Below are 25,025 nucleotides of genomic sequence, written 5' to 3'. Positions count from 1 at the left end.
GCCTACTATGCATATAACAAAACAACAGCTCAAATTAATGGAGTACAAACATGACATCAACAGCATTGATCACTGGCGCCTCAAACGGGATTGGTTTAGAACTTGCGCATATTCACGCACAGCATGGCGATAATTTAGTGCTGGTAGCTCGTTCAGAAGACAAACTGAATGATCTTAAACAACAGCTTGAATCAAAACACAACGTAAAGGTTACGGTTATTGCTGCCGATTTATCTAAGCCAGATTCAGCTGAGTATGTTTTTACACGTACTGAGGCACTTGGTTTGCACATAGATATTTTGGTGAATAATGCCGGCATTGGCGGACATGGCAAGTTTCATGAGCGTGATCTCAGTGCAGAACAAACGATGATGCAACTTAATATTGTGACATTAACAAACCTAAGCCACTATTACTTACAAGGCATGGTTGAGCGAAATCGTGGCAAAATTTTAAATATTTCGTCTACAGCTTCCTTTATGCCCGGCCCACTGCAAGCGGTATATTATGCAACGAAAGCGTTTGTGACTTCATTCAGTCAAGCAATTGCAGAAGAAGTAAAAGATAAAAACATTACGGTCACCGCGTTATGCCCAGGAACAGTAGCAACAGGCTTTGTTGAAGCAGGTGATCTACAAGGGGTAGATGCTTGGAAGAATGCTAAATCAGCGCATTCTGTGGCACTGTGTGGTTACAAGGCAATGCAAAAAGGTCAGTTAATTGCTTTTAATGAAGCGCCGCTTAAATTTATGCTCAATTGGGTGATCCCTTTATTGCCTCGCAAAACTGTGTTAAAAATTTCTCGTCAGTTTATGGAAAAAAGCGGAAACTAATATGAAACGAGCCAGCAAGTTTTTGATCCCTCCCAACTGGCAAGTATTACTCAATGATTTAGAAATCAACCTAGAAGAGGCACTGGCTTATGCCCAGTTGCCTTCAGGTTTATTTTCTCAAGATAAAGTATACTTAACGCCCGCTCAATACTTCCAATTATGGCAGGGTGTAGAGACAGCAGCAAACGGCATTGAGTTACCCTTAAAACTTGCCGAAGTCATGACAATAGAATCATTTGACGTACCAATTTTTGCCACGATTTGTAGCCCAAACTTAAATGCTGCTTTAGCGAGGTTACAACAGTACAAACCACTAATTGGCCCTATGGAGCTAGCACTTGAAATTACCAATACTCATACAAAAGCCCAAGTAAGCTGTTATGGTTTTATTGATACGCTGCCCAAGTGCTACAGCTTGGCTGAACTGGTATTTTTTACACAATTAACTCGCCTTGCTACTCGAAAACAAATTAACCCTGTTACGGTTATTGTGCCAGAGCTACCTGAAAAGCTCATGGAATACGAAGCCTACTTTGGTTGCCCGTTGAAAGTGGGGAGTACCCCTAGCGTGACATTTTTAGCAGAAGATGCAAAAGCGCCATTTTTAACCAGTAATCAGGTGATGTTGTCATGCTTTGATGGAGATTTAAAACGTAAGCTGCAAGATGTTATCAGCGAACAAAGCCTTACTGATAAGGTATCAAGTATTTTGTTTAAATCCCTACCTCAAGGGCAAAGTAACATTGAACATGTTGCCTCAGAGCTAGCACTAAGCAAACGCTCTCTACAACGAAAACTAACAGCTGAAAAACAAAGTTATCAAAAAGTCTTACAACAAGTACGAGAAGATCTTGCACAGCACTACTTAATGCAAACTGAGTTACCAATTATCGAAATCGCCTTTTTACTCGGTTTTAGCGAAACAAATTCGTTTGTTCGCGCATACAGTAGCTGGACGGGCGTTTCTCCCGCCCATAAGCGAACACAAGTGAGACACTAGTTTTTTTGTTAAGCCAACTAAAAGCCTAGCTAAAGGCTGCTTAACAATAGCAGCCTTACTGGACACACCATAACCGATACGTAAAAGCTAATGTTTCTGCCTTAAATCTCTTTCAAATTCAGTTTCTGTTTTAACTGGATTGCAACGCGTTATAACTTCAGTTTTGCCAACTTTTTCAGGTTCGTCAGAGCTATAAATCGTGGTGTTATAGCTTCGATCTATTTCCCCTGGACAGTGATGTTCTGCGATTACTACATCCTCAAACTCACCCGTTTGCTGCTGTGAGGCGCAACCAGATAAAAGTAGTGCAATAAAGGTTACTGTGTATTTCATAACAAATCCTCTGTAAAAGTACGGGGCTGATTTTTTGGCACATTGTCTTGGCTTAACATCCATTTTGCTATGTCATCTTTACGCATAAACTTAACCCCTTTGTGCTGCTTTGCATAGGTTATAAAGTCGTCCAACGCTTTCACTCTGGCGGGAGTGCCCGCTAATCTATCGTGAGCACTGATAGACATCATCCTTCTGCGCTGTTTGCCTTCTTTGTAGAGCACATCAAACTCGTCTTTAAGCTCTTGTAAATATGCCTTACCAGTCATAGCTGTGCTGCCAGTGTACCGAACTATATCGTTGTTTCTAAACGTGTATGGAACAACAACAATGTCGTCACTTCCAACAGGTGTTAGCGATGGCTCATCACGAGATAAATCGTCTATGTGATAAATAAAACCTAATTCTTTAAGGATTTTGAGGGTATTTTTTGAATGTCTCATCCAAAAAGCGTTAAAGCCCACAGGCCGCTGCCCTGTTACTTTTTCAATGATATTTGCACTTTTTATGTATGACTGTCGCTCTTGTTCTTCACTCATAGAGTATTGAGGGGTCCATGTTTGTCCGTGCCCTGATGCTTCATGCCCGCGTTGAACCACTTCTTTTGCTAACTCAGGGTTTAACTCAACAGCTCTGCCAACCATATGAGAGGTGACTTTAATATCATGCTTATCCCATAAATCTAGCAGCCTAGGAATGCCCTCGTTCATGCCGTATTGGTACCAAGAAGGCGAAATAGTGTCAGGATATCCAACCTCTTGCGGTGGAAACGGGCCCGGATCTGATTGGTCTTGCGCTGTGGCCTCAAACTGCATCGAAATAGAGATCACAAGTTGAGCATCATCAGGCCAAAATGCAGATGTTGCCTCCTTAGCCTGAGCAACACCTAAGCAACTTAAAACAAATACCGACGCAATTAAAATTGGCTTTAAAAATTTCATCATTTATTCCCCCTGAAATACTGGATAGTCTGTGTAACCTTGCTCATCACCACCAAATAAAGTAGTAGGATCTGATATTTCATTTAGAGGTAAATTGTGCTCTAAGCGATAAGGTAAATCTGGATTTGCAATAAACTTTCTGCCAAATGCAACATAGTCAACTAAGCCTTCACCAATGAGTTTATCGGCCTTTGCTAATGTGTAGTTTCCTGCCACCACTATTTTGCCACCAAAGCTTTCACGTAATTTAACTCTAAACTCATCGGTTACGAGGGGAGCATCATCCCAATCAGCTTCCGCTAAATGCAGATAAGCAATGCCAAGTTCATCAAACTTTTTAGCTAAATATAGAATGACATCGATTGCTTGCGGATCATCCATGCCTCTTTGTGTAATAAAAGGTGCTAATCGAATAGCCGTTTTTTCTGGGCCGATAGCTTGACTAATTGCAGTAATGATTTGCAGCGCGAACTTTGCTCTATTTTCAATATTACCGCCGTATTCGTCACTACGTTTATTTGATGTTTGTCTTAGAAATTGATCAATTAAATAGCCATTACCTGCATGTACCTCAACGCCATCAAACCCTGCTTCAATCGCATTTAAAGCAGCTTGTTTATAGTCTTGAACGATGCCCTTTATTTCATTGGTCGATAATTCACGTGGTGTAGGACAATCAAGCATTTGGCCTTCGCCATTTTCATCAACCACCCACACTTGCGCATTTGGGGCAATAGCACTTGGCGCAACCGGCAAGCCGTCTGGATGAAAGACACTATGCGACATTCTGCCAACATGCCATAACTGAGAAAAAATGAGTCCATTGTGCTGATGAACGGCTTGCGTTACTTTGCGCCATCCGTTGATTTGCTCTTCAGTATAAATCCCGGGGGTAAATGAGTAGCCCTTTCCTTGTGCAGAAATTTGCGTCGCCTCTGATACTATAAAACCCGCACTGGCTCGTTGCGCATAATATTCTGCCATTAGACTTGTCGGAATATCACCTGGTTGAGCCGTACGTGAACGGGTCATAGGAGCCATTACTATTTTATTTGCGGTTTTATGATGACCAATTTGGTCTGGATTAAATACTCTATTTTTCATGTGTGTACCTTTTAAATAAGCTCGCTGCGTGTAAATAAAATTTCTATTTTTAAGCCATCAGGCCCTTGAATAAACACTTGATGCTCATTCGCTGCCGGCACTTCCCGCTCAACGAATGGTATTGAAGTTGCTTTTAGCCGTGCTTTAACTTCTTGATAATCAGTTGCAAAGAAAGCAAGGTGGTCAACCGTTGATAAGCCAACTGCTTCTGTTGATACCGAAGCTTGGCTTAAGTAATCAGATTGCGATTCATTTATGCCAAACTTAGCTGCTATATGAATGCATGGCGTATCCAAGTCGTCATATAACCAAACACCATCAAAACCAAATGCTGGCCTTGGCCCCTTTTTAAGGCCTAACGACGACTCTAAAAACTGAGCCATGTGCTGGATATTCGTTGCTAAAAGCAGAGCGTGATTAAGCTGCATTTCTATCTCCTTCAAGTGATGAAATGAGTTTAACTATTTTGACTAAATTTATAATTAGCCTTAGAGTTAAATCAGTATTCATTAAAACTGAAGAATAATGTCAAAAATTGATGATATGGCGCTTTTTGTTCACGTTGTAAAAGCGGGAGGGTTAGCCGCTGCGGGAAGAAAATTGGGGCTTTCGCCTGCAAGTATGACAGCACGAATTAATAAAATTGAGCAAAATTACGATACGCGATTATTAACGCGTAATACGCGCAGTATTGCCTTAACAGATGCAGGTGAACGTTTTTATAGTGGCTGTTTAAGAGTATTAGCAGAAGTCGAAAACACAGAAAACATACTTCAAGAGTCGCAACAAAACCTAAGAGGCCAGCTAAAACTCTCTGCAACATCAGACTTTGGTCGCCAGTTTGTTGCTCCCGCATTAGCAGAATTCATCAATAACCACCCAAATGTTAAACCGCATTTAGTACTGACAGATGGGGTTACCAATATTGTTGAGGAAGGTATTGATCTGGCATTTAGATTCGGCAATTTGCCTGATAGTAACTTGATTAGCCGCCCGCTATGTAATAACCGCCGTGTGCTATGCGCCTCACCTAGCTATATAGAATCGTTTGGTTTGCCAAGGCATCCCGAAGATTTAAAAAATCATCGTTGCCTTGTGCTTGAGCGACTCGGGCAACCACTAAATGACTGGCATTTTGAGGTAGATAATACGCACTTTTCTATCAAAGTAGCTCCCCACCTTTCATGCTCAGACGGCGAGGTGATAAGGCGCTGGGCAAATCAAGGCCATGGCATAGCCTTAAAATCATACATTGATATCAAAAATGACCTCAAATCAGGCGACCTTATTTTGATACTAGATGAGTATGTTCGAGGCTTTAGCCACAGCGATAAAAAAAGTGTCGGCCTACAGGTGATATATCCAAGCAGGCAATTTCAACCTCGGCAAGTGAAAGCGTTTATAGAGTTTTTTGAGTGTTGGTTTAAAAATAAGTAAGCCGCCCAACAAAGTAGAGCGGCTTGGGTATTTATTAATTAACCACCAAATTGAATTCGCATGCCTGCATTAACGGTAAAACCGTCATTTCGAGACCATATATCAGTTGTCCAGCGTCCACTTGCAGCTTGCTCAGGCAAGGTGAGCGGATGTTCTTTTGTTTGACGAACGTTAAGTAAGTTCTCTGCGTTTACAAACCAGCTTACGTTGCCCGTGGTTATTTGACCTAACAGCCCCAAATGCCAATATGGTTTGCTTCGTTCAAGGTAAGGGTTGTCTTCAAGATGCTGAGTACCAGTATAATAGGCTTCAAAACCAACTAGATGACTGCCATGCTCCTCCCACATTACAACAAGCCCAGCCGAGTGCTCTGGTGTTAGAGTGAGTTTTTCGCGACCATACCCTGCCTGATTTTGCTTCGTTGCATCGGTATATAAATAGCTACCGGTAAACTTAATACCATGCCAGCGATAACGCATTAAAAACTCTGCGCCTCTGATTTGTGTTTGCCCTTGGCTGTTTACAAGTCGAACGGCTTTTTCACTGCCAACTGGAGAGGATTCAAGCTCTGTAACATGCTCAATATTTGATGAAAATAACGTTATGCTGGTTTCTAAATCACCAGCAATGTAGCTAATATCGAATGAAGCTGTATCTGCTTGCTCTGCTTGTAAGTCATTAATGGGCTCAAGCTGTGATAAACCGACCTCATCAATTTCTTCAATAAAAGGGGTTGGTGCAAAATACCCTTTACCGTATGCACCTCTAAATAGCCAGTTTTCTGGATTATAGAGTACAGAAAGTCGGGGACTAAATTGATTGCCATACTCACTGTGATCATCTGCACGAGCACTCACTGACATTGATAAGTCATCCGTTGCTTGGTAATCAATTTGTGAAAACAGTCCTGGCACCTCATAACGATAATCAAACGCCGAAAATGTCTGTGAGGAAAATTGCTCTGTTTGATAAGCAACACCTACCAACCAAGCAGTATTGTGCAAATAACCAGATACACTCGATTCAAGTAAATAACTATTATGCTTATCTTGTTCAAATACCTGACCGTACTGGTGATCATGATCTTGTTCCATTGCTGAGCCACGAACATTTAAATCAAGTTCTTCAGCTAATGCTTGATCATAAACAAAACCTAAGTCTGTTCTGAGTGTATCTTGCTGCTGCACAAATGGCAGACCATCAGGCATTAAAGCCCCAGCTTCAGTGCCACCTTTACGCTTTTCTTTCATCCCTCCAAGAGTTAAGTAGAGGTTTTCTCCATTTTCGCCTTGATAGTAAAGCCTAGGCCTTGCAGTGACCCGTTCATACTGTGCTATATCTATCCAACCATCATCACCCAGATCCTGTTTTGCTTGATGATGAATGCCCGCCGTCAAAGAGCTTGCGAACGACTCATTGATCGGGGCCGATAAATAGGTTGTTACATCTTGGCCATCTTTAGATGTCGCATTAAGCAATACCTCGCCGCCAAACTCGTCGGCAGGTGTTCGCGAAATTAAGTTAATTACACCACCAAGTGCTGAACCACCATATAAAGATGAGGCAGAACCTTTAATTATCTCAACATTTGCAAGATCAGTAGGTGGAATTTGTAAAAGGCCAATCGAAGCCGTTTGCCCACCATAAAGTGGCAAGCCATCGCTTAGTAACTGGGTATATCGACCATACAAACCTTGCAAACGAATATTCGCGCTGCCTAGTGACGGTGATGTTGTTTGCACCCTAACCCCCCCTGTTTCAGCAACTAACATCGAAATATTTCCAGGCCGCATTAATGCCTTTTCTTGAACTTCTTCACCGTTAATAATCTCAGTGCGAGTAGCTGATTCTGTCACAATACGCCCTAAACGTGACGCTCTGACCTGAATTCGCTCGATACTTTTTTCTTCATGATGATGTTCATCTTCATGTGCACTTGTATAACCAGCCGATGGCAATAGCAGTGTAACCGCGGCTAATTTAAATAGTCTTTGACGCATTTTTACCTCTTAGAATGCTTATTGTAATGACAAATAAATTTTCATTAACCAGCACCTATAGGCGAGCAAATGCCAACTTATAGGTTTTGGTTAAGAGGTAAAAATGGGTGGGCGATATAATTGCCGTGCAATTAAGTTGGGGGGTTGTTGCTGATCACTGAATCGAAAACCAGCAAAATAGGGCAACTTAATTTTTTTAACTTCAAGGTCTAAATACAAGATTGGTGAGCATAAACTTGCTATGCAAGAACACCCTAATTCACAGCAATCGATATTGCAGCAATCATTAGTTTCACTCGGGCTGATTTGGATGGTTGCGCTATCAAGTGCAGCGAGCTGATAAATATCTTCACTTTCACAAGGTAACTCAGACGGCGACGCAATAACCTGCCCTACAAAAGAGAGCAAAACACACATTATCACCAACCAAGTTGAACAAAGCTTAGACATTTAATTTAAATCTGAAATAAGTTACGGGTCATTGTAACACTCATTGCGCTTATTTTGCTTGTAATGTTAAGTAGTCACTCATCACTTTTTCAAGCTGGGCATAGTCTTTTTGCTGAGTAACAGCTCCTGCGACCACCACCTGCGTTGTTGGCTCATACATCACCAAAGTGCCCCAAAAGCCACCATGTTGATAAACCAAAGTGCCGTTATATTCTTTTGCAAATACACCTAAACGATAAGGGCTACCTGCAGGTAAGCCTTTATTAGAGAGCATCAGTTTGAGCGTTTCTGGGTGTTTGAAGACCTTACCTGAAAATAAAGCCTGATAAAATTTAGCCATACCGATTGGACTGGCAACAAGCCCACCGCCACCGTATAAATCGACAGTTGGACTCCAATTAAAGGTGTCGGTGCCGTACAAGTATTGATGCACGCGTCGTGACTCATCCACAGCAACTGAATCACCACGTTCCCAGATCACATTTTCAATATGATTTTTGTCGAAACTTAAGTATTTACGAACCGCTTCAGGCAAGGGTAAATCTGTCACTCTTTCAATAATATGGCCGAGTAACACATATCCGGTATCTGAATATGAAAAAAGCTCGCCAGGTTTGCCAACTGGGTCGCCCCACTCTACACACCCTTTAATTTGCTCGCGCATCGTAATATCTTGCTGCGGATTTGCCATTATGCCAGCTAAATACTGATCGCTTTGAGCGTGATCGTATAGCCCTGCCGTATGACTCAGCACTTGCTTAAGCGTCATTTTATCAAGGGCATAGCCATCGCTTTCAAGAAGCGCAAAAAAGTCGTCAGAAATTAACTTATCAAGTGTTGTATCAAGATTTAATTTACCTTCTTCATGCAAACGTAGCACAGTTGCTGCAGTGAAGGTTTTAGTCACGCTGGCAATTCTAAATAAACTGTTGGGATTAATAACTTGCGGCGCATTTTCTTTACTTTGCTTTACCGTTGAAAAAGTATGTCCATCATCAACAATCACATGAAGTGCAAAACCTGTAAGGGGAGCTTGTTGGTGTGCATTGAGAATTTGGCCCATTAAAGCGTGGTGAGTTTCGAGTGGCTTTGTAGCCTCAGCAGTCACTGGCAAAGCCATTAGTGATAGAGCAACAAATAAAGTGCTTAGCGTTTTTTTACTTGCTAGAGAGCACCGACGATCCATAACAGGTTCCTTAAAAAATGAATCCTTTATTAGCGCCTAAAGCCAAAATAAGCGCGCAGTTAAGCAGCCTAATTACTACTTAACTGACATTAACAAACGACTTTCGTGTTGTCGAATTAATAAGTTAACACTATTTTGTAAGCATATTCACAGCCATAATAACCAACAGTCCAGCAAATATTTTTTTAATAGTAGAGACGGGTAAATGATGCGTTGCTTTTGCACCTAATGGTGCGGTAAACCACGAAGTACAAACAATACCAAACAAGGCAGGCAAATAAACAAATCCAGCAAAGCCCTCTTTTAATGTAAAGTACTGACTGCCTGAGCTGATGTAACCCACAGAGCCAAATAGCGCAATGACAATACCGCACGCCGAAGCACAGCCAATGGCTTTTTTCATATCAACCGAGAAAAACGTCAGTAGCGGCACAAGTACCGCACCACCGCCAATACCTATCATGGCAGATAGACCCCCTGTGATGGATGTATAAAGTGTCAAAAGGCCTTTATTAGGTAGCGTTCGTGATGTTTGGCTGTCGTTTTTACTGCTGAAAATCATTTTTAATGCAACAAGCACCACACTCACAGCGAATACAATTCGCACCACATTTGCGGGTAATAGCGAAGCCAAAAAGCCACTGATAAGTGCGCCTAGTGCAACCCCTGTCATTACCCACGGAGCCAATTGCCAAGGCACATTACCATTTTTGTGGTGAGCGATAGCTGATGACGTTGAAGTAAAAAGAATTGAGGCGAGCGATGTAGCAATCGCCACCAGCACCACTTGCTCTGCGGGTAACACCTGAAAATACAGCAAGATCATGCTTAATATAGGCACGATCACTAGGCCTCCACCAATTCCTAACAGCCCAGCTAAAAAGCCAACCCCGCTACCAAGTATGGCGCAAGCGATAATAAGCACGATTAATTCATTCATTGTATTTGTCTGTGTTGTTGATTTGTGAAACCGAGTATAACAACAATAAAGTACGGGGTTGCTCTCAAAAGTCCTGTTAACTAGTGAATATTACTCACGTTTTATATGAAATTACTGCAACTTCAACATACAGCTTTAGAAATCTAGACGTCCAAAATAACTTTAAAGCATTTTTTCATTCCCAGTTGCTGTTTTTAGAACTAAGACAACAAAGCAGCATGAATCTGCCTCATGTTTTACCTGAAATAAAAACGTTTTTCTTCATGATAGTAAGAACGTATAAATTTATTAGCGCTGCAGAGCAACCTAAGGTTAATGACCTAGCGATTTAAGGAAGGTGAGCAGCAATCATTTATCTCAGGACTTTTGGATACATTGCCATGAACAACGATTTCAGATTTACAATTAAAAGTATTTGCCTCGACGAAAATTATCATCCGTCAAATAGCACACGACTTACCACAAACTTTGCGAACCTAGCTCGCGGTGAAAGTCGCCAGCAGAATTTACGTAACGCCTTAAAAATGATTGATAGTCGCTTTAATGCGCTAGCAAACTGGGATAACCCGCAAGGCAACCGCTACTCAGTAGAGCTTGAGATCATTTCTGTTGATTTAGAAATTGCACAAAGCGCAGAGGCATTCCCGTCAATTGAAGTACTAAAAACGAATATCATTGATCACCAAACTAATGAACGTATCGAAGGTATTGTTGGTAATAACTTTTCATCTTACGTGCGCGATTATGATTTTAGCGTCCTGCTGCTTGATCATAACAAAGCGAAAAGCGAATTTAGCATCCCCGAAAACTTTGGTGACTTACACGGTAAACTATTTAAATACTTTATTGACTCAGAAACTTACAAACAGCACTTTAAAAAGCCACCGGTTATTTGTTTAAGCGTGTCTGATAACAAAACGTACCACCGCACAGAAAACCAACACCCAATTTTAGGTGTTGAGTACCAACCAAATGAGTCCTCATTAACCGAGCAATACTTTAAAAAAATGGGCTTGCAGGTGCGCTATTTTATGCCACCAAACACAGTTGCTCCGCTGGCGTTTTATTTCTTTGGTGACTTGCTGAACGATTACACCAACTTAGAGTTGATCAGCACGATTAGCACTATGGAAACATTCCAAAAAATCTACCGTCCAGAAATTTATAACGCCAATGCCGTGGCGGGTAGTTGCTATCAACCCAATTTAAGAAACGCCGATCACTCTATCACGCAAATTGTTTACGACCGTGAAGAGCGCAGTCAACTTGCGATTGCACAAGGTAAATTTACTGAGCAGCACTTTATTAAGCCTTATCAGTCAGTACTTGAAAAATGGTCTGCCAACTACGCAATTTAATGAGATTAAAAATGAAAAAGTTATTACCTACATCAACAGCAGGCAGTTTACCAAAACCAGCTTGGCTTGCTGAGCCTGAAACCTTATGGTCACCTTGGAAATTGCAAGGTGCAGAACTTATTGACGGCAAACAAGACGCGCTGCGTGTTGCCTTACAAGAGCAGCAACAAGCTGGTGTTGATATCGTGAGCGACGGCGAGCAAACCCGCCAGCACTTTGTAACGACCTTTATCGAACACTTAAATGGCGTTGATTTTGAGAACCGTAAAACAGTGACCATTCGAAATCGCTACGAAGCCAGTGTACCAAGTGTGATTGGCCCGGTGTCACGCAGCAAACCCGTGTTTGTTGAAGACGCCAAGTTTTTACGTTCGCAAACCAAGCAACCTATAAAGTGGGCGTTGCCAGGGCCAATGACCATGATTGACACCTTGTATGACGCCCACTATCAAAGCCGTGAACAACTAGCGTGGGAATTTGCCAAAATCCTCAATCAAGAAGCGAAAGAGCTCGAAGCTGCAGGTGTTGATATTATTCAATTTGATGAGCCTGCGTTTAATGTGTTTTTCGATGATGTTAATGACTGGGGCATTAAGTGCCTCGAAAGAGCAATCGAAGGCTTAGAGTGCGAAACTGCTGTGCACATATGCTACGGCTATGGCATCAAAGCCAACACTGATTGGAAACAAACACTGGGCAATGAATGGCGTCAATATGAAGAAGTATTCCCAAAACTTCAAAAATCGAATATCGATATTATTTCACTTGAGTGCCACAACTCTCGCGTGCCCATTGAGCTATTAGCACTCATACGCGGAAAAAAAGTGATGGTTGGCGCCATTGATGTAGCGAGCAATGAAATTGAAACCCCTGAAGAGGTCGCACACACATTACGCGAAGCTCTGAAATACGTTGATGCCAACAAGCTTTACCCATGCACAAACTGCGGTATGGCTCCCCTCCCTCGCCACATAGCAAGCGCCAAACTCAGTGCGCTAAGTAAAGGTGCAGAGATTGTAAGAGGCGAGGTTTTAGGGGCGAGAAGCTAGGTTCTAGAGGTAGTTAGCGAGTAACTAAGGGAAAGAGTAAAGTTACGAGGTGCGAGATTCGAGAGGCGAGGTGCGAGATTCGAGAGGCGAGGTGCGCATCTCCCTCGAGCCTTGTCGCCATAAATAGCGACCTACATGGTAGGTCGGGCTTTAGCCCGTCAGATTTTAAATTTAGTCTGAACCTGCTTGTGTAGCAGCGATTTCACATCGCGTTTTACCTCACCCATCACCCATCACCCCTCGTTTCTCGTTTCTCGTTTCTCGTTTCTCGTTTCTCGTAAAAATTTATCAATGCCACAGCATAAAGCCGATGCTACAACGTAGGCGTGAAACGTGTATCGCGCATCCTATCCTCTATCAACTAACTACTGCCCACCCCCTAATACTATTAAATCAACCCATTCAGAAAGAGTTAATTCAAAAGATGCAAAATTGGATTGGCTAAATTAATTACTTTTTGCTAGTTTTATTTGTACCCAATGGAAGGGCAAAGATTAAAGGATTAATATGAACGAATTTGATATTTTCATCAGAAATATTGTCTTAGATTGTATTCGCGAACAAGGCACCTGCAGTGATATTTGCGAAGAAGACGAACAGTTAACTTTTTATGTTGATATTGAAAACCACGATAACGTGATATCGCGCAAACAGTTTAAAGTGACTTATCCTATTAGCTACTCTATTCAATCGGCACTCAAGCATGAAACTGATCTACTTAGATATTTAGACTCTGGCGAAATCAGAACGCCCTTTACAACTGATATTATCGAAGTACTCAAATCTGAGTTACAGGCCTTTATGTTCAGCAACAAACCACGTGGTGAATATCATATTTGCTAATTCTTGATTTATAGCCTGGTGACAAATTATCAGGCTATAACTCAATTAGCTCACCATTATAAATACGGTAGCGTAACGTGGTTTTCTTGCTGGGGCAGCAACGAGGATCATTTTCATCATATGTACGTAATTGTATGACAAGCTCTTCGCCTACCTTATTTGTACTTTCTACAACTCCGTTAAAAGAAATAGACGACAACTCGTTATAACCGTCATTTTGAACCTTAATAAGAGTCAGCTTCTCTAACCAAACATTGCCTGATTGATAAGTCCAAAATATAGAGACTCTGCCATCAATATGCTCATAAAAACGCTTTAACCGGCCAACTTCATCATCAGAGACTAACTCTGGAAAATGATCTTTATATTGGCTTTGAATAAACGCATCAACTTGCTGCTGTATTTGCAGCTCGGTGGCATACCCTGTTAAAGATACAAATAGTGCTATTAAACCAAAACTTTTCAACCCAAACCGAGAGTTCTTTAATCTATATTTTTTAAATGAGCTCATAATTCACTCTATTGATTTATACACTTTTTGATAAAAATAGACTTAATTTGTTTGATAATAAAAGCTTGTCTCAGAGAGTGGTTTTATTACGTCATACTCAAGGCCAATTGCATTTCTATCACCTTTCCTAGGTATATTACTTTTGTCTAAAAGTACCACCCCCCAATGATTATCGCTAAGGCCGCCAAAAATTACATTTACGCTGTCATTCTTATCTTTTGTGACAGCTGCAACTTTATGTTTAATCATTAAATCTCTGAGCTTTTGAGAATAAGCTGATAGCTCCATCAAACTAGAGGCTGTATCAGGTGATAGAATTTTATAATCGGCAGATGGTACAAAACCCGCATACTTTGATGGTGTATAGCTTAATAATTGAGTTGGGGAGTAAAAAGTATTGTTAATACGATAAACATTCGGCGCAGTTAATTGTACAAGGTTCAAGCTAATGTTATTTTTAAAAGCTAAGATTTGCTCCTCCGATACAGCTAAAAATGAGCTAATTTGCTTTAGCCTTTGTTCCGTACACTTATCTTTTTTACAAATAACTAAATTAGGAAGTTTTGTTCCAACCTGCGGTTCTACATTTAAAAACTGACTACCAAGCACGCCTAAATTAAAGTTAGTAAACGCTTGCTTATCTTTGTCATTTTTCAATTTTGTGGCATGAATATCAAAGATGCTAAACGGGTAAAAAGAGGGTAAGTAAGCAAGCTCTAAATCGGTTTGCGGCATCATTTCATCCATGTGCTTTAAAACCGCGCGATACTCTTGATCTATCTCATTATTAAAGTAGGCTGGCATGTCAGCCATTGCAGTAACAGAAAATAGAAAAGCACCACTAAGAAGCATCTTATTTAGCATAAAAAAGTAATTCCTTTTAATTAAATTTACACTGAGGACAATACCATTTAAGGCACAAAAATCATATTTTTGAGATAAAACTTATAGCAACGCTATACCTTTAGTGATTATAAAAAAACACGAACTAAAATTTCATTCTAGAATTAATAAGCTAGCCATTAAGTTCATCTCCTCCCAAAACTAGCACAATAAAACTGGCCATATTTCCAACAGCTGATATTCTTAATAAAGACTAAAAATTCAGAATAATTATTTTTATATCAAACAGTTAATATATATGAATGAATTCATCCCCCTTAACAAGGAGTAAAGTATGAAAAGGTTTTTAGTTCTCAGTCTGTTAATCGCATCATTTTCTGTGGTTGCAGAAAAAAATGTATTCAATGATGCAATCGTTGAAAAGCCAAATATGGAGCCAGCCATTCCTCGCCCTGAACAAGAGAAAGTTGCGGCCTCAAAGCTAAAGAATCTCGAAGCTAAGCAAGGCAGAAAACCAAATGTTCTTGTTTTACTAGTAGATGATTTAGGCTGGGGTGACCCTGGAGTGTATGGTGGCGGTGCAGCGATAGGTGCTCCCACTCCTAATATAGATAAACTGGCAAACGAAGGGCTTCGCCTCACATCAATGTATTCACAACCAACTTGCACATCTTCTCGAGCTGCACTGACAACTGGTAGATTACCCGTAAGAAGTGGCTTAGTTCGCCCTATTCTAACTGGCGATAAAGTGACACAAAATCCGTGGGAGAAAGAAGTATCTCAAGGTAAGCTATTATCTAAAGTGGGCTATAAAACGGCGCTAATCGGTAAATGGCATGTTGGTGAAGCTGAGGGAATGCTTCCTCATGAGGTAGGTTTTGATTATTTCTATGGCCTCCCATCAGTTCAATCAGATTACACCCAATTTTTGGTAGAGCGCCAATATGCCGACATGATGACAAACAAAGAGCTTTACACTAAAGCTTCTCAGCTGCGTCCTGAAGGCCTGATAAAAGGCCGCAAAGGTGGTAAGCGTGAAGTTGCGTATCCAATTAATAGTATTGAAGATATCTCAATGATTGATCAGGTATTGCGAGATGAGTCTGTAAAATTTATAAACCAAGCTGTTGATGAAGGGAAACCATTTTATTTAATTCATTCTTTTTCAAAGATCCATAACGACAACTACCCAGCTCCAAAATACAAAGGCGCAAGCCCAGCTGCAATGCCCGTTCGCGATGCTATGGTCGAAGTTGATGATATTACAGGTGAACTTGTTGCTCTATTAAAAGAAAAAGGGCAGCTAGAAAATACACTGATTATTTTCACTTCAGATAATGGCCCTAATGAAGATACTTGGCCAGATAGTGGCTATTCGCCGTGGCGTGGTGGTAAAGGAACAACATGGGAAGGAGGAGTTAGAATTCCCGGCATTGCTTACTGGAAAGGCATGATATCTGCTGGGCAAGTCAATAATGGCTTAATGGACCTCACCGATATCTACATGACTTCTTTACGATTAGGTGGTGTTATTGATGAGCTTCCGAGTAATATGTATTTCGATGGCATAGATCAAACAGCTTTCTTACTAGCTGATAATGGCAAATCACGACGTCAAGTTGTGTATATGTGGAGCCGTGAAGATTTCACAGCACTTCGCTGGTTAGACTACAAAATTCATTTTAAAGTGTTCAATACTGCAGTGCCAAGACGCAACATTGATGCATCATTCTTATTAGATATCGGAACGGCGCCTTGGGTTTTCAATTTAAATATGGACCCTAAAGAAATGGCAAGCACAGGGCACCAATATTTTGAATGGGGCATGCCTCAAGCGACTAAGTTTATGAAAGCACACATAGCCACAATGAAAAAATACCCAAATACGGATATAGGACTCGGACTCTAATCTTATTTGGTATAGTAATTAAAATGAGCCTGCCACATGCAGGCTCTGTACTATTTTTGATAAACTAACGATTAAATCCCAACAACGATACTATTATGTCCATCGAACAAATCTGGCTTGAATACAAAAATAGTTTACGTGCTTTTTTAACCACAAAAATATCGAACCCTGCTGATGTTGAAGAACTTTTACAAGATATTCTGTTAAAAACACATCTTAATATTCATCACTTACAAGATCAGCGAAGTTTAAAGGCTTGGTTATTTCAAATAGCACACCATGTTATTGTTGACTTTTATAGGCGTCAAAATAAGCATGTAGAAATAGAGCTTGATGATATTATTTCGCAACAAGAAAACAAAACCGTAAAAGCTGAACTCATAAAGTGCATTGAACCTTTTTTACAAGCTATGCCTGAAGAAGAAGCGGATCTAATTAGAAAAATAGATCTCGAAGGATACTCTCAAAAAGAGGAAGCTTTGAAGTTAAACATCAGCTACTCAACCTACAAATCAAGGCTGCAAAAAAGTCGCTCAAAATTGAAGGCATTATTCGATTGTTGTTGTGACTTTGAAATCGATAAGTACGGCAACTTAGTTGATTACCACCCCAAACAAAAAAAGTTCTGCTAACACTTCGTCTTTTTGAAAAACATTACGTCTTACTAGGTAAGCCTCAATCATTCAGGAGATGTAATGAAATACTTAAATGATGCAAAGTTTGACGTAACCCCGACTTTCGATAATGCAAGCACAAGCAAACCTCGAGTTTTAATTTTATACGGGTCTTTACGAGAAACGTCGTTTAGCCGTTTTGCTAGTGAAGAAGCCGCAAGAATACTTGAACACTTAGGTGCTCAAGTTAAAATATTTAACCCAGATGGATTACCATTATTTGATAATGGAGAGTCAGTAAACAATCAAAAAGTACAAGAGCTGCGAGAGCTTGTGAAATGGTCCGAAGCACAGGTTTGGTGCTCACCTGAAATTCACGGCAATATGTCAGCTGTGCTCAAGAATCAAATAGATTGGATCCCACTTACTGATGGTGCTGTTAGACCAACACAAGGTAAGACGCTAGCCGTAATGCAGGTATCTGGCGGTTCGCAAAGCTTTAATGCTGTAAATAACATGCGCATTCTTGGTCGCTGGATGCGTATGTTAACGATACCAAATCAGTCATCAGTCGCAAAAGCTTGGCAAGAGTTTGACGAGGCTGGCAATATGAAAGAGTCGTCGTTTAGAATGCGCATTGTCGATGTGATGGAAGAGTTAATTAAATTTACTTTACTAACCAGAGACAAACTGGACTGGCTTGTAGACCGATATAGCGAAAGGCAAGCGGCTGCGAACTTACAAACAACTAAATTAGTGGATGACAGTAAAGTGCTTGAACCAAACTCTTAGCTTTAACAACTTTCCACAAGGCTGTTCAATGAAGTTCAGCCTTATGCTATTTGACCAAAACAAACCTGCTACATTCACTATGAATGCTAGCCAGAACATCTGCAAAATTAATATTATGGATAATAATTCCTGACGGAGTAACATTTAAAATGTTTAGGATTTTTTGCTTTCTATTATTCTCTTCTCAGCTTGCTGCTACTGAAGTATAAAACGAAATAAACAAAGTTTTTCAAGGCTTTACAACAAAAGCCGAGGCTATAGCTATCTTAAGCAAATTAGAAAAACAAATGCCTTATGAAAATGCGCTAGATAATGCGCAAGTAATGGCGTTTAAATGTTGGTTTTCTAATGTATCAACTCCAAACGGGATTAGTGAATACAAACAGTTTCTAGAAACAGCCAAACCAGTCATTCAACAAGCAAACAATTTAAGCTTAATACAGGAACTTGCTGTCTGTGAAGCAAACCAAGAGTATACACAAGGTAATTATCAAACAGCTCTAGAACACTTAAAACCAATAATTAACACCACGTCAGTAGAAAACACAATCTCCCCTAAGCAATTGTCGACCATCGCTACTGCCCACATAGTACTTAACCGTATTCAGTTAACTAAAGGCAACTATCAAGAGGCATTCGACTCTGCTAAAACTGCTTATCAGCTACTTGAAAAAGCAGGTAATGACTACGAAAAAGCACTTGCATTAAAAGAAATTGCCGATATTCACATAGCGTTGTACAACTATGAACTTGCAATTGAACAACTGCAGCGAGCCAAATTAGCGTTAACGAAATTCAATGAGCAAGAGCACTACAAAGTAACGGATCAACTCGCGTATACCTACGAAGAAAAAGGCGACTTAATAAAGGCAATTGAGCTATACAAGTCGATTAAAAAAGATGTTCGTCGTTTCGAAAGCGACAACGGCTATGCTTACATATTGATAAAACTTACGGAACTCAATATAAAACTTAATAGTTTATCTCAGGCTGATTCATATCTAACTGAGTTAAACACGCTTTCTGTTACAGACAGCTGGATTTTGACTCTTTACAACCTCACTAAGTCAGAATGGTACTTAGCTAACTCTCAATTGCAAGCCGCCCTTACATCTTATGAGAAGATAGCCGGGCATAATCAATCATGGCCCACTAACTTAAGGGAACGCTATTTAAATTTAACCTCTCGGCTCGCAGCTGCAAGAGGAGATACTTACTTACAAATAGCATCTCAACAACAATTAATCGCTTTAATTAGGGATAAACAACAAGCTATCGCAAATAACACACTTATTTCTGCCAGGTTAAACTTTAATTATGAACAACAGAACCTTGAGATTTCTCGTTTAGAGCATGAGTCAAAGCTACAACAAAAACTTTTAGCAGTGGCCGAAGATAAGTCTTTTTGGCAAGGCTTAACTGTGATAATAACTTGCGTGTGTTTACTCTTATTCGCCGTTTATACATTTAAACAAGTTCGCCAGAAAAAGTACTTTGAAGTTCTCGCTTTAAAAGATGAATTAACAGGGATAGCGAATCGAAGAGCTATTTTAAATTTAAAACAAAGTGTCATGCTGCAAAACAAACTAAATCAGCAAATCAGCTCATTAATTTCTATCGATATCGATCATTTTAAAGCGGTCAATGATCAATACGGTCATGATATTGGTGATGAATTAATCATATCCATAACCAATACGATTGTGCAAACAGTCCGTTGTTCCGATCGAGTAGGACGTGTCGGCGGAGAAGAGTTTTTAATTGTGCTTGAGAATCAGTCTTTAGAGCACGCAAAAGACATTGCTGAACGTATTAGGCTTTCTGTTGCCGAAAAGGAACATACATCTTTGTTTATAAGCGCAACGATAAGCTTAGGTGTTATTGAAATTGCACCAAACGAAACGTCAGAACAGGCTACCAAAAGAGTCGACTTACACCTTTATGAGGCAAAAAGAGGAGGGCGAAATGCTGTTTATTCTTAGTTTTACGAAGGAGTTCAACAACAATCAAAAAAGACAGACTAATATCCGACCAAACGAATCAAATATTCAACTTTCCTCTGTTTCTGAAATAAATAATCCGCAATATGACAATAGTCATAATTCTGTCATTTAACTGATCAATAATTGACGCTAATTTAATCACCTAACGTAATGAAGAAGTAATGGACAGTGCCTTGGTGCAACTTTCGTTTGCACTCCCCTCTAGTGAAGACCCTTTATGTGCTGCACTTGCGCATACTATGGAATACGAACAATTGCATTTTGCGGCTAATGAGCAAAAGCGTGTTGTGTTTTGTTGTGTGCTACCAGATGATGCCCATGAAGGCGATGTGATCTCTATCAGTGCAACCCGCCCTGATGCGCGCGAATCGGCGTATTTTACTGCACACACTTTAACGCAACACGATCTAGAACAGCACGTTATAATGCTTACCTTAGAAAACGTTACTCATAGTGGTGAATTTGTATTGCAATTAATGCTACACGGCTTGCATGCAACACTTAAAGACAGCGCCCAGTTTGATGTCAGTATTGCAGCTAGCACATCACCAGAGCTATTAACTTCTGAGCAAGCTAAAAACCAGGGCTTACGCCATTACATTAGTAATATTGGCGCAAGCTTTTTAGCCTTTTTCTAGGGCCTAGTCAGCAAAGCTAATTTTACCCATGGTAATATCGGGGATCCCTTGCTCGGTATTACCAAAGCGTTGTTGCCCACCCGACAGACATTCGTTCGCTAAAATAGCAAATAACACAGCTTCTTTTGCATCTGGATTAATCCCCAACGAATCGGTATTTTTTATCTCTGAAAGCGCTGGGCAATTAGCCAAAATAATGTCCATTAATAATGGGTTATGGACCCCACCACCACTGGCGTATACAGCCACATCGGTCAAACCTTCGCTGCATTGGTTAATTGCTTTAGCAATCATTGCTCCTGAAAACTGCACTAAGGTTGCCATCACATCAAAGTGCGATAAGTTCTGCGTATTCGAGCGTGCTTGTGCTGCAGCTAAATAGGCTAGATTAAACACTTCTGGCCCGGTGGTTTTTGGAAACCCTAAAGCAAAAAACGCATCATCACACAGCGCTGTGAGTAAACCTTCACTTACCGTGCCTTTTGTTGCAATAGCGGCATCTTTATCATAATGAAGTGGTGCAAAATAACGCTGCACATAAGCATCCATAATGGTATTGCCGGGGCCTATATCAGAGCTAAAAACCGCTCGTGCATCTGCCGATTTAGGTAAATAGGTTAAGTTTGCAATGCCGCCCATATTAAGCAATATGCGGTTTTCGCTGGAGCTTGTGAAATACAAGTAGTCACCATATACAGCAAGCGGTGCACCTTCACCACCCGCTGCAATGTGCTTTTGTCTAAAATCAGCTATGGTTGTAATACCTGCAGTCACCGCTAAATGATCGCTATCACCAATTTGTAGTGTTGCATTACCATATTCAGGGCGTTTGTGTTGGTTTTTAGGGCAGTGATAAATAGTTTGTCCGTGGCTAGCTATCACATCAATAAGTTCTTTTGCTACTCCCCAGCTGGCTAACGTTTTGGCAACCATTTCCCCATGTAATTGGCCAATCCAAGGATTGAGTAAAGTGACTTCTTCAAGGTCACATTCGCGTTTGGCGAACACTCGCTTTACACGCGTTTTATAATCATCGTCGTAGTCGACCGTCGTAAACTTTACGACTTCGACATGAGTATCCATGCCTTGCCCTGATACTTCGCATAGCGCAATATCAAGACCATCTAATGAGGTGCCACTCATTAGACCAATTATTAATTTTCTTTCTTTTTTTGCGCTTAAATACAGTTTTTCAATATGTTGATGCATAAATAAATCACTTAAAATCAGCTTATTAGATGTAAATAAGCGGGTTAACGACTTGGAATAGTTTATATTTTAAAATAATAGATTTAAAGAATAATTATTGCAAAGACTTTTAAATTGCTTTAAAACTGTACCGGTGAGCTCCCCAAAAGGAGAGCACACAAGCATCATAACAAAAAGTATGACTCATTAAATTAACTAAATGGTCTAGGTCAGACACCAACCTGCGTTGATTTAAATGATAAAACGCAAGGGAATCATCATGAAAGCAAATACATCAACAGGGCATCGCTCGCTATTGCTGCTATCACCTTTAGCTCTCGCTGTAAGTTCAGTAATTAGTTATGCACACGCAGAGCAAAGCACTGAAGCAAAAAAACCTGAAGTGATCACCGTAACAGGTTCACGTATTCAACGTACTGAGCTGGTCTCAAGTAGTCCTGTAGTGAGCGTTGATGAAGCACAAATTCACCTAGACCGTGCAGTGAACGTTGAAGATATTACCGCGAAACTGCCACAAGCTGCGGCGGGTGCCAACAGCACCGGCGCCACAGTCGGTGACTCATTTGGCTCATCAACGATTGATTTACGCGGCCTTGGTCAAAACCGCACATTGGTTCTTATTGACGGCACTCGCGCGGTACCATTTAGTTTTCGTAACTCGGTTGACGTAAATACTATTCCAGCCGGGTTAATAAAACGCGTTGATGTATTAACAGGTGGTGCAGCAGCGGTTTACGGTGCCGATGCGGTAGCTGGTGTTGTTAACTTTGTTTTAGACGATGATTTTACTGGCGCTGAATTCTCAACCAGTTACGAAAGTGCTGACGGCGGTAACGAAAAGCTTAACTTTGAAGCAATTTTTGGTGGTGACATCGCCGACGGTCGCGGCCATGTAACAGGCTATATTGGTTACACCGAACGAAAAGAGCTGTTAGCTGGCGAGCGTGACTATGCGCTTGAAAACTCAACGGCAATGATCAACAGCGGTGGTTATTATACTGACGTTGCCTCTGGCAACAGCATCGGTATTGCGGATTCTGGTGCTGTAACAAGTGAGCGTCAAACAACTGATTTCACAGCTGACCGTTATTTAACTCAACCGATGGACCGTTTTTCTGCGGGCTTATTATTTGACGTTGATGTAAGCGACAGTGCCATTGCCTATGGCCGCGCAATGTATTCTAAAGTGACCGTAAATGGTGCGGGAGCCAGTGGCCAAACACCGATTTTTGTTAACGAACAAGTGACCCTCACGCAAGACAACGCCTATATTCCTGATGAACTACGTGACCAACTCACGTTTGATAGCGAGGGCAATGCCCTTGTTAATGTTGAACGTAACCTAGGTTTAGGTGTGCAACACACCGAAGCGGTACGTGATTCAATGCAATTTCAGTTGGGTCTAAAAGGTGATATTACTGACTACTTACGTTATGACGTATATGGCCAGTATGGCAAAACGGACGAAGTAGCCACCATATACAACAACGCATACCGTAATGATAACAGCGGTAATAGTCGTTTTGCTGCCCTTGCAAATTCAGTGGATATTTTTGATCCCAACCATGATTTCAGCGACTTTAGTGATCCGCTGCTTTATACCACTCGCGACCGTACTCAAAGTGTCATCTCAGCAACACTATCGGGTGATTCTGGGTTCTTATTTGAATTACCAGCCGGCGCTATCGATTTTGCAATCGGTTACGAATACCGTAAAGAAACCGGTAAACAAACACCGGGCGATGCATTTAGAAACGGCACCAGCTTTGCGTCTATTAGCGCATTTGATATGGATGCAAGCTTTAGCTCTGAAGAGTTTTATGCTGAAATTTTAGTGCCTATCTTAGTTGATAAACCGTTTGCTGAAGAGCTTAGCTTTGAAGGTGCCTACCGTATTTCTGATTACTCAAATACCGAAGCAGAAGACACTTACAAACTAGGTATCAACTGGGCAATAAACAGCGACATTCGTATTCGCGCCAACCGCTTAACCGCATTTAGAGCACCTAACTTAGGTGAATTTGCCAGCCCAATCACAGCGCTCTCGTTATCGTTATTTGACCAAAATAGCGACCAGTTTGTGCCACGACTAGCAGGGCGTTATAACGGCGATCCATGTTTACTTGGCACCGGTGATGCAACTCAATGTGCTGCGTTTGGTGCGCCACCTGTTGGCACCGAGTTTGATTCAAGTACCGCAGAGTACACCTATGGTGGTAACCCAAATATTAAACCTGAGCAAGCCGAATCAGATACATTAGGCATTGTTTATACACCTAGCTACTTAGAAGGCTTTGATTTATCACTCGATTACTACAGTATTCGTGTAACCGATGCGGTAAGCCAAATTCAGCCAGGTGCGGCACTACAAAGCTGTTATGTTGATGACCCGAACCCGAACAACCCATTGTGTGATGCGGTACTTCGCGATCCAAACACGGGGTTTATTAGCACAGCCATCGTTAATGACTTTAACTTAGCCGCCATTGAGCAAGAAGGTATCGACGTTGCAGCAAATTATGTGATTGATGCACCAGAGCAAATGGGTGGTCGTTTTAGATTCTCGTACCAAGGTAACTTTGTTACTAAACAAACGCGTCAAAACAACAGCACAGTGCCTGAAGTTGACTGTAAAGGAACTTATGGCAGCGCCTGTTCGGGCGACTTTGCGAGTATCTTGCAAGCTGACTACAAACATCGCGCAAGCATTGATTGGCAGTTAGACAACATGAACTTCCAACTTGGCTGGCGCAGAATAGGTGAAGTAGAGTATGCTGTCGACCGTTCAGAAACAATTTCAGCACAAAATTACTTAGATTTTGCTGCTGCATGGCAAGTTAACGAGGAACTTGCTGTTAACTTTGGTGTCGATAACTTATTAGATCGTGAACCACCAACACCTGAGGTAGGCGCAAACCACTTTAACACCGTGAGTGATTACAGTGTGATTGGCCGTTCAGTCGGTGTTTCACTGAGATATGCCCCAAGCTTCTAATTAATCCTACTGTTTTAGCTACACAGGATTGATCCCC

The 25,025-nt window shown here is 41.0% G+C and carries 22 protein-coding genes; 12 read left to right on the top strand and 10 right to left on the bottom strand.

What is annotated here, in order from left to right:
• Positions 1-50 precede the first annotated feature (50 nt).
• Positions 51-833, top strand: a complete 783-nt coding sequence (locus tag NO991_RS00690; RefSeq protein ID WP_300419835.1) for an SDR family oxidoreductase — start codon at positions 51-53, stop codon at positions 831-833.
• 1 nt (position 834) lies between these two features.
• On the top strand, positions 835-1,833 hold the full coding sequence (locus tag NO991_RS00685; RefSeq protein ID WP_371351533.1) for an AraC family transcriptional regulator ligand-binding domain-containing protein: 999 nt from the start codon (positions 835-837) through the stop codon (positions 1,831-1,833).
• 87 nt (positions 1,834-1,920) lie between these two features.
• On the opposite strand, the gene NO991_RS00680 is transcribed toward NO991_RS00685, so the two are convergent.
• From NO991_RS00680 to NO991_RS00665, 4 genes are read right to left on the bottom strand one after another with little or no spacing between them, the layout of a single operon-like run.
• Positions 1,921-2,166 carry a hypothetical protein gene (locus NO991_RS00680; protein WP_209328208.1) on the bottom strand — a complete coding sequence of 82 codons (246 nt, stop codon included), beginning with the start codon at positions 2,164-2,166 and terminating at the stop codon, positions 1,921-1,923.
• Complete coding sequence (locus tag NO991_RS00675; RefSeq protein ID WP_240920975.1) at positions 2,163-3,110, bottom strand: polysaccharide deacetylase family protein; 948 nt, start codon at positions 3,108-3,110, stop codon at positions 2,163-2,165. Before NO991_RS00675 ends, NO991_RS00680 begins: the two co-directional genes overlap by 4 nt.
• Positions 3,111-4,211 carry an alkene reductase gene (locus NO991_RS00670; RefSeq protein ID WP_371351532.1) on the bottom strand — a complete coding sequence of 367 codons (1,101 nt, stop codon included), beginning with the start codon at positions 4,209-4,211 and terminating at the stop codon, positions 3,111-3,113.
• A gap of 11 nt (positions 4,212-4,222) precedes the next feature.
• Positions 4,223-4,639, bottom strand: coding sequence for a lactoylglutathione lyase (locus tag NO991_RS00665; RefSeq protein WP_166338370.1), 417 nt, complete (start codon positions 4,637-4,639; stop codon positions 4,223-4,225).
• 97 nt (positions 4,640-4,736) lie between these two features.
• Here NO991_RS00665 and NO991_RS00660 point away from each other — a divergent pair, with 97 nt between their 5' ends.
• Positions 4,737-5,648, top strand: a complete 912-nt coding sequence (locus NO991_RS00660) for a LysR family transcriptional regulator (protein WP_371351531.1) — start codon at positions 4,737-4,739, stop codon at positions 5,646-5,648.
• A 38-nt stretch (positions 5,649-5,686) separates the two neighbouring features.
• On the opposite strand, the gene NO991_RS00655 is transcribed toward NO991_RS00660, so the two are convergent.
• The 3 genes from NO991_RS00655 to NO991_RS00645 all read right to left on the bottom strand — a co-directional run bounded on the left by NO991_RS00655 (position 5,687) and on the right by NO991_RS00645 (position 10,224).
• Positions 5,687-7,648: a TonB-dependent receptor plug domain-containing protein gene (locus NO991_RS00655; RefSeq protein ID WP_371351530.1), complete on the bottom strand. Its 1,962-nt coding sequence runs from the start codon at positions 7,646-7,648 to the stop codon at positions 5,687-5,689.
• Between the two features lie 499 nt (positions 7,649-8,147).
• The gene (locus NO991_RS00650; RefSeq protein ID WP_371351529.1) at positions 8,148-9,284 is read right to left on the bottom strand and encodes a serine hydrolase domain-containing protein; all 1,137 of its coding nucleotides are present in this window, start codon (positions 9,282-9,284) and stop codon (positions 8,148-8,150) included.
• A gap of 130 nt (positions 9,285-9,414) precedes the next feature.
• Complete coding sequence (locus tag NO991_RS00645) at positions 9,415-10,224, bottom strand: sulfite exporter TauE/SafE family protein (protein ID WP_371351528.1); 810 nt, start codon at positions 10,222-10,224, stop codon at positions 9,415-9,417.
• 380 nt (positions 10,225-10,604) lie between these two features.
• Here NO991_RS00645 and NO991_RS00640 point away from each other — a divergent pair, with 380 nt between their 5' ends.
• The 3 genes from NO991_RS00640 (at position 10,605) to NO991_RS00630 (ending at position 13,474) form a co-directional block, all read left to right on the top strand.
• Positions 10,605-11,582 (top strand): DUF1852 domain-containing protein, encoded by a 978-nt coding sequence (locus NO991_RS00640; RefSeq protein ID WP_054553489.1) that lies wholly within the window; start codon positions 10,605-10,607, stop codon positions 11,580-11,582.
• 11 nt (positions 11,583-11,593) lie between these two features.
• Positions 11,594-12,631 carry a methionine synthase gene (locus NO991_RS00635; RefSeq protein ID WP_371351527.1) on the top strand — a complete coding sequence of 346 codons (1,038 nt, stop codon included), beginning with the start codon at positions 11,594-11,596 and terminating at the stop codon, positions 12,629-12,631.
• A 507-nt stretch (positions 12,632-13,138) separates the two neighbouring features.
• Positions 13,139-13,474: a hypothetical protein gene (locus tag NO991_RS00630; protein ID WP_054553487.1), complete on the top strand. Its 336-nt coding sequence runs from the start codon at positions 13,139-13,141 to the stop codon at positions 13,472-13,474.
• A gap of 34 nt (positions 13,475-13,508) precedes the next feature.
• Here NO991_RS00630 and NO991_RS00625 read toward each other — a convergent pair whose 3' ends face one another.
• Positions 13,509-13,985 (bottom strand): hypothetical protein, encoded by a 477-nt coding sequence (locus NO991_RS00625; protein WP_371351526.1) that lies wholly within the window; start codon positions 13,983-13,985, stop codon positions 13,509-13,511.
• Between the two features lie 42 nt (positions 13,986-14,027).
• Positions 14,028-14,849 (bottom strand): hypothetical protein, encoded by an 822-nt coding sequence (locus NO991_RS00620; protein WP_228482476.1) that lies wholly within the window; start codon positions 14,847-14,849, stop codon positions 14,028-14,030.
• 313 nt (positions 14,850-15,162) lie between these two features.
• Between NO991_RS00620 and NO991_RS00615 the strand changes: the two genes are divergently transcribed.
• The 5 genes from NO991_RS00615 to NO991_RS00595 all read left to right on the top strand — a co-directional run bounded on the left by NO991_RS00615 (position 15,163) and on the right by NO991_RS00595 (position 20,784).
• Complete coding sequence (locus NO991_RS00615) at positions 15,163-16,737, top strand: arylsulfatase (protein ID WP_187489899.1); 1,575 nt, start codon at positions 15,163-15,165, stop codon at positions 16,735-16,737.
• Between the two features lie 95 nt (positions 16,738-16,832).
• A complete protein-coding gene (gene sigZ / locus NO991_RS00610; RefSeq protein WP_054553484.1) occupies positions 16,833-17,369 on the top strand; it encodes an RNA polymerase sigma factor SigZ in 537 nt (178 codons plus the stop codon).
• A gap of 63 nt (positions 17,370-17,432) precedes the next feature.
• A complete protein-coding gene (arsH, locus tag NO991_RS00605) occupies positions 17,433-18,143 on the top strand; it encodes an arsenical resistance protein ArsH (RefSeq protein ID WP_054553483.1) in 711 nt (236 codons plus the stop codon).
• A 287-nt stretch (positions 18,144-18,430) separates the two neighbouring features.
• Positions 18,431-20,125 carry a GGDEF domain-containing protein gene (locus NO991_RS00600; RefSeq protein WP_371351525.1) on the top strand — a complete coding sequence of 565 codons (1,695 nt, stop codon included), beginning with the start codon at positions 18,431-18,433 and terminating at the stop codon, positions 20,123-20,125.
• A gap of 182 nt (positions 20,126-20,307) precedes the next feature.
• Positions 20,308-20,784 carry a hypothetical protein gene (locus tag NO991_RS00595; RefSeq protein ID WP_054553476.1) on the top strand — a complete coding sequence of 159 codons (477 nt, stop codon included), beginning with the start codon at positions 20,308-20,310 and terminating at the stop codon, positions 20,782-20,784.
• Between the two features lie 3 nt (positions 20,785-20,787).
• Here NO991_RS00595 and NO991_RS00590 read toward each other — a convergent pair whose 3' ends face one another.
• On the bottom strand, positions 20,788-21,993 hold the full coding sequence (locus tag NO991_RS00590) for an anhydro-N-acetylmuramic acid kinase (protein ID WP_371351524.1): 1,206 nt from the start codon (positions 21,991-21,993) through the stop codon (positions 20,788-20,790).
• Positions 21,994-22,252: 259 nt separating this feature from the next.
• Between NO991_RS00590 and NO991_RS00585 the strand changes: the two genes are divergently transcribed.
• Positions 22,253-24,988, top strand: a complete 2,736-nt coding sequence (locus NO991_RS00585; RefSeq protein WP_300542590.1) for a TonB-dependent receptor domain-containing protein — start codon at positions 22,253-22,255, stop codon at positions 24,986-24,988.
• Positions 24,989-25,025 lie beyond the last annotated feature (37 nt).

The organism is Pseudoalteromonas sp. DY56-GL22, assembly GCF_041414715.1.
Taxonomy (GTDB): domain Bacteria; phylum Pseudomonadota; class Gammaproteobacteria; order Enterobacterales; family Alteromonadaceae; genus Pseudoalteromonas; species Pseudoalteromonas simplex.
The sequence above is the reverse complement of the archived record's forward strand: the minus strand, read 5'-3'. Positions and strand labels throughout refer to the sequence as shown.

What these genes read in the sequence shown, in the direction of transcription:
- NO991_RS00655 (WP_371351530.1), bottom strand. Translation starts at nt 7,648, where the DNA reads ATGCGTCAAAGACTATTTAAATTAGCCGCGGTTACACTGCTATTGCCA.
- NO991_RS00660 (WP_371351531.1), top strand. Translation starts at nt 4,737, where the DNA reads ATGTCAAAAATTGATGATATGGCGCTTTTTGTTCACGTTGTAAAAGCG.
- NO991_RS00620 (WP_228482476.1), bottom strand. Translation starts at nt 14,849, where the DNA reads ATGCTAAATAAGATGCTTCTTAGTGGTGCTTTTCTATTTTCTGTTACT.
- NO991_RS00680 (WP_209328208.1), bottom strand. Translation starts at nt 2,166, where the DNA reads ATGAAATACACAGTAACCTTTATTGCACTACTTTTATCTGGTTGCGCC.
- NO991_RS00630 (WP_054553487.1), top strand. Translation starts at nt 13,139, where the DNA reads ATGAACGAATTTGATATTTTCATCAGAAATATTGTCTTAGATTGTATT.
- NO991_RS00625 (WP_371351526.1), bottom strand. Translation starts at nt 13,985, where the DNA reads ATGAGCTCATTTAAAAAATATAGATTAAAGAACTCTCGGTTTGGGTTG.
- NO991_RS00635 (WP_371351527.1), top strand. Translation starts at nt 11,594, where the DNA reads ATGAAAAAGTTATTACCTACATCAACAGCAGGCAGTTTACCAAAACCA.
- sigZ (WP_054553484.1), top strand. Translation starts at nt 16,833, where the DNA reads ATGTCCATCGAACAAATCTGGCTTGAATACAAAAATAGTTTACGTGCT.
- NO991_RS00600 (WP_371351525.1), top strand. Translation starts at nt 18,431, where the DNA reads ATGCCTTATGAAAATGCGCTAGATAATGCGCAAGTAATGGCGTTTAAA.
- NO991_RS00690 (WP_300419835.1), top strand. Translation starts at nt 51, where the DNA reads ATGACATCAACAGCATTGATCACTGGCGCCTCAAACGGGATTGGTTTA.
- arsH (WP_054553483.1), top strand. Translation starts at nt 17,433, where the DNA reads ATGAAATACTTAAATGATGCAAAGTTTGACGTAACCCCGACTTTCGAT.
- NO991_RS00615 (WP_187489899.1), top strand. Translation starts at nt 15,163, where the DNA reads ATGAAAAGGTTTTTAGTTCTCAGTCTGTTAATCGCATCATTTTCTGTG.
- NO991_RS00645 (WP_371351528.1), bottom strand. Translation starts at nt 10,224, where the DNA reads ATGAATGAATTAATCGTGCTTATTATCGCTTGCGCCATACTTGGTAGC.
- NO991_RS00640 (WP_054553489.1), top strand. Translation starts at nt 10,605, where the DNA reads ATGAACAACGATTTCAGATTTACAATTAAAAGTATTTGCCTCGACGAA.
- NO991_RS00595 (WP_054553476.1), top strand. Translation starts at nt 20,308, where the DNA reads ATGGACAGTGCCTTGGTGCAACTTTCGTTTGCACTCCCCTCTAGTGAA.
- NO991_RS00665 (WP_166338370.1), bottom strand. Translation starts at nt 4,639, where the DNA reads ATGCAGCTTAATCACGCTCTGCTTTTAGCAACGAATATCCAGCACATG.
- NO991_RS00585 (WP_300542590.1), top strand. Translation starts at nt 22,253, where the DNA reads ATGAAAGCAAATACATCAACAGGGCATCGCTCGCTATTGCTGCTATCA.
- NO991_RS00685 (WP_371351533.1), top strand. Translation starts at nt 835, where the DNA reads ATGAAACGAGCCAGCAAGTTTTTGATCCCTCCCAACTGGCAAGTATTA.
- NO991_RS00650 (WP_371351529.1), bottom strand. Translation starts at nt 9,284, where the DNA reads ATGGATCGTCGGTGCTCTCTAGCAAGTAAAAAAACGCTAAGCACTTTA.
- NO991_RS00670 (WP_371351532.1), bottom strand. Translation starts at nt 4,211, where the DNA reads ATGAAAAATAGAGTATTTAATCCAGACCAAATTGGTCATCATAAAACC.
- NO991_RS00675 (WP_240920975.1), bottom strand. Translation starts at nt 3,110, where the DNA reads ATGATGAAATTTTTAAAGCCAATTTTAATTGCGTCGGTATTTGTTTTA.
- NO991_RS00590 (WP_371351524.1), bottom strand. Translation starts at nt 21,993, where the DNA reads ATGCATCAACATATTGAAAAACTGTATTTAAGCGCAAAAAAAGAAAGA.